5 protein-coding genes are annotated in these 4,386 nt (G+C 67.4%); 4 read left to right on the top strand and 1 reads right to left on the bottom strand.

From position 1 onward, the window contains the following. The 4 genes from ACLQ2Q_RS15935 to ACLQ2Q_RS15920 all read left to right on the top strand — a co-directional run. A partial coding sequence (locus tag ACLQ2Q_RS15935; RefSeq protein WP_425821633.1) for a hypothetical protein occupies positions 1-319 on the top strand: 319 nt, incomplete at its 5' end. 26 nt (positions 320-345) lie between these two features. After that, the gene (locus tag ACLQ2Q_RS15930) at positions 346-2,418 is read left to right on the top strand and encodes a hypothetical protein (RefSeq protein ID WP_425821631.1); all 2,073 of its coding nucleotides are present in this window, start codon (positions 346-348) and stop codon (positions 2,416-2,418) included. Beyond that, positions 2,415-2,849: a hypothetical protein gene (locus tag ACLQ2Q_RS15925; protein WP_425821629.1), complete on the top strand. Its 435-nt coding sequence runs from the start codon at positions 2,415-2,417 to the stop codon at positions 2,847-2,849. The genes ACLQ2Q_RS15930 and ACLQ2Q_RS15925 overlap by 4 nt, the downstream gene beginning before the upstream one ends. Further along, positions 2,846-3,820: a DNA/RNA non-specific endonuclease gene (locus ACLQ2Q_RS15920; protein ID WP_425821627.1), complete on the top strand. Its 975-nt coding sequence runs from the start codon at positions 2,846-2,848 to the stop codon at positions 3,818-3,820. The genes ACLQ2Q_RS15925 and ACLQ2Q_RS15920 overlap by 4 nt, the downstream gene beginning before the upstream one ends. A 136-nt stretch (positions 3,821-3,956) precedes the next feature. Here ACLQ2Q_RS15920 and ACLQ2Q_RS15915 read toward each other — a convergent pair. After that, positions 3,957-4,386: hypothetical protein (locus ACLQ2Q_RS15915; RefSeq protein ID WP_425821625.1), on the bottom strand; the 430-nt coding region annotated here is incomplete at its 5' end.

The following is a 4,386-nucleotide window of genomic DNA, read 5'->3' as shown; positions in this document are numbered from 1 at the left end:
TCAGACGCCGGGCTGGGGGACGATTCCGGTGGCATTCGCGCGCGGCGACGGGAACTGGGACATCACCAACGGCGGCGCTCCGAACTTCATCGGGTCCTGGGCGAACACCCCGGGGGTTCGACTGGTGACCGGTGACTTCAACCGCAACGGTCTGACCGACATCGCGCTGGTGCGTCAGACGCCGGGCTGGGGGACCATCCCGGTGGCATTCGCCCGCGGCGACGGGAACTGGGACATCACCAACGGCGGCGCCCCGAACTTCATCGGGTCCTGGGCGAACACCCCCGGCGTCACGCTGTCGCCCGGAACCTATCGGTGATCCTGCGTAAGGCTGGGGAGAACATCATGGCCCGAGGATTGGCGAGAACCTTCCTGCCGACACCACCGCCGATCACGTCCCTCGATGAGTTGGCAGCCGACGCGACCGGATTGATCGAGTCGCTGACCGGGTGTTACCTGATTCGGCTGGATCGGATCGACCCGCCCGGCGCGGGAACCGATGTGCACTATGACGGCACGCTCCGAGTCTCGACGGCCGATGCCTTGCTCGCCGTCAGCGGTGACCTCTACGTTCATCGGGCGTCGGGCACGGCCGGCTCCAGAGAGCCGGACCCGACGGCCGGCATCCCGATCTTCCCGCGGGATGACTACCGCTTCTACGTCCGGGGCATCAGCTTTCGCCCCGCTTCGGGAGGCTCGCCGGCCATCGACTTCGAGTTCGAGCTCCATGCGTTCGACCGGGTATCAGGGGCTTGGGAGGACATAGGACTGCGTCGCGTCAAGCTGCAGTCGGTCGCCGACACGGACGGGCAGCCCCTCGAGGGCCTCGTCCTGTCATCGTCGGGCGAGCCCGTCGGCCGGCTGCGCGCAACCCGCGTCTCCTCGTCACTACGGCGGGCGATCGTCGAGATCGACCGGGTCCCGAAGCTGGAGCGGCCATTCGACAACGGCTCAGGTACCAAATGGCAGACGGTCTTCGACCTCGTCGGATGGGATCTCACTGTCGAGCGGGGAAACAGCAATATCGCGGAGCCGTCCGGCGAGTTCTGGACCGACGCCGAGCTGCACCAGACGATGCTGAAGCAGAGGAAGCGCGAAAATCTCGACTCGGAGTGGCGCTATCACCTCCTGTGCGTGCGACGCATCCGCAGAACGAATCGCGGGCTGATGTACGACAACGCTTCAACGGACTCGAACGACGTGCCCCGGGAGGGCATCGGCATTGCGACGGGATGGATCCCCGAGGAGTCGTTTTGGGGTCCCCTCGTCGGGCGTCGGTTCGGCGAGGCGACGGCGTCGTACTTCCGGACTGCGCTGCACGAGATCGGCCACGCCATGGGGCTGCAGCACAACGACGTGGACTTCGGCGTCATGAACACGACGGATGTCCTGGCGAAACGCGCGACCCAGCCCGCCTTCCCCGAGAACGCGCTCTGGTCCTTTGCCGCCGATGACCGCCATCGGCTCCGGCACCTGCCGGATCCCTGGGTCCGTCCCGGCGGCATCCCGTTCGGCCAGTCGTTCGCGTCAGCGCCCATCGCGGACGAGGCGGCTGTAGAGGCTCCGGCGGGCCTTCATCTCCAGGTGGAGCCCCTGCTCGAGGTGGTTCCCCTCGGCGCCCCGGTGCGGGTCGAGTTCCAGTTGTCCAACCACAGCCGACGTCGGGTCGAGGGACCCGCGTCGCTCAACGTCGGCGACGGCGCCGTCCGAGGTCACGTGATCGATCCAGCCGGTGTCGGACGAGCGTTCCTGCCGCTCCTGCGGTGCGTCGATGCCGACGAGACCCGCACGCTCAAGCCGCAGGAGACGCTCAGCCATGGCGTCACGCTCCTTCGTGGGGGCGATGGCGCGCTGTTCCCGATCCCCGGGGTTCATCGCATCGTTCTCGAGGTGAGCTGGCGCACCGACCGAGGCGTGGTGACGATGTCCGGCGAGACATCGGTGATCGTCACCGGACCGGAGACCAAGGAACACGCCGTCGCCGCTCATCGGATGCTCAGCGTCCCGAACGCCATGCTCACGCTCGTGCTGGGAGGTGACCACCTCGAGGACGGGGTGAGCACGATTCGCCGCGCCCTGGACTGCCAGCAGCTGACCGAGCATGTCGCGTGGATCGAGGCCAAGCGTCTCGCGGTCCCGTTCTTCGAGCGACCCGCCCGACTGCAAGAGGCGGTGGATCTGCTCGATGAGACCACCGTGATGAGCCAGGCCGAGATCGCTCGGGCCGCCGCGATCGTCAAGGAGGCGCGACCCCGCGTCGCCGCGGCGTCAGACGGCGCCGGTCTGGCGGATGCCGCCGATGACGAGCCGAGCTCCCCGGAGGCGATCGCTTGCGATCGTTTGACGGCCCTGCTCCAAACCAAGGTGAAGGAACAGAAGGTGGCAGATGGGGTCCGAACGGAGGTCGCGGCGCTGTGACCGAGAAATCTGAGCCGGCCAAGCGAAAGCCCGCCAAGCCGCCCGGGGATGAAGACCTCGTCGGCACCTGGTTCCGCGAGGAGCGCGACGATGCCCCCTACCCCGACGAGCTCACGTTCGAGGCCGACGGGATCTACCACGGCAAGATGGCGCCGGGCAGCCGCACCGCGAGCAAGCTCGACGTCGGGGTGTTCGACCGGATCGACGAGAAGTCGATCCGGATGTCGACGGCCACGGACCGTGACGAGACGTTTTCACTCGACGCCTCGGCGGATCGGCTGAACCTCACCGACGAGGACGGCACGAAACTCGCCTATACGCGCAACCCGGACGCTGCTCGAACCGTCGAGGAACGGTCGTCTGACGGGGGAGCTGCCGGGGACGACGAGATCGGCACCGACCCGACCCGAGAAGGGGAGTGGACGCCATGACCACACCGGCGTATGTGGAGGCTCTGCGCCGGGCGATCGCCGCTCCCGATGCCCATGGGAAGGTGAGCATCGGACTCGAGGACGCGGTCGACCTGCTGGCGTCGGCACCGCCTGCTCCCAGCATCGACCCGGACTACGCCGGCCGGCCCGGCTATGACCGGGTTTTTCTGGACGGCACACCGTTGCCGCTGCCATCACTCACGGGCGCCGCCGCCAGGGACACTGTGAAGTTCGCCGGGCCGAACGGGAAGACCGACGAACTCCGGTACCACCACTTCAGTGTGGTGATGAGCAAGTCCCGGCGTTTCGCTCGGCTCACTGCCGTCAACATCGACGGTGGCCAGTCGGTCGAGTTCGACCGGGAGAACGATGCGTGGTCGTTCGATCCTCGTATCGACAAGAAGTTTCAGGTCGGCAACGCCCTGTACGCCGACAACCCGTTCGATCGGGGACATCTCGTACGCCGCCTCGACCCGGTCTGGGGCGGCTCCGAGGTGGCCAGCTTCGCCAACGGCGACACCTTCCACTTCACCAACTGCGCGCCGCAGCACGAGCGGTTCAACCGCAATCCGCAGGTGTGGGCAGGGATCGAGAACTACATCCTCAAGAACGCTGACAGCCGCGACGTGCGGGTCACGGTCTTCACGGCACCGGTGCTCCGTACGACCGATCCGCAGTTCTCCGACATCAGGGTGCCGCTCCAATTCTGGAAGGTCGTGGCGTTCCGCCGGGCCAACGGCGCGTTGGCCTCGAGCGCGTATCTCCTCTCCCAGGAGAAGCTCGTCGAGGACGTCGTGGCCGATCAGGAGTTCGTCTGGGGCGCCTACAAGACCTTCCAGGTCTCGGTGAGCCGGGTCGCGACCAGCGCATCGCTGGACCTCGGCCCGCTCGTCCCGGCGGACGTCTTGGCCGGGCTCGACGACGCCGAGGTTCTGCGACCGATCCTCGCACTGGCGGACATTCGCATCTGATCCCCGGTCAGCCGATCGCTGGTGACAGGACTCGTCGGGTGCCGACTGGCTTCGGCGACCCTCGAGCAGCTGGTCTCACGAGAGGGGTCTCGAGCAACGAGGCGGAGTCTGCAGGTGATGACTCCGTCGGTTTGGCCTACCGGTAGTCGCCGGTGATGGGGTGGACGCCGGGGGTGTTGGCCCAGGCGGGGATGAAGTCGGGGGCGGCTCCGTTGGTGATGTTCCAGTTGCCGTCGCCGGTGGATGCGGCGACCGGGATGGTGGACCAGCCGGGGGTCTGCCGCACCAACGCCAGATCGGTGAGCCCGTTCTGGGTGAAGTCGCCGGCGATGACCCGCACGCCGGGGGCGCTGGCCCAGGAGGTGATGAAGTCATCGACGGGGCCGTTGGTGATGTTCCAGGTGCCGTCCCCGTTCGCGAACGCGACCGGGATCGACGCCCACCCCGGGGTCTGCCGCACCAACGCCAGATCGGTGAGCCCGTTCCCGTTGAAGTCGCCGGCGATGACCCGCACGCCGGGGGCGCTGGCCCAGGAGGTGATGAAGTCATCGACGGGGCCGTTGGTG

Origin of the sequence: Microbacterium sp. DT81.1 (genome assembly GCF_049844955.1) — a bacterium.
GTDB lineage: Bacteria > Actinomycetota > Actinomycetes > Actinomycetales > Microbacteriaceae > Microbacterium.
Note: the sequence above shows the minus strand (reverse complement) of the source record. Positions and strands in the feature narration are given on the sequence as shown.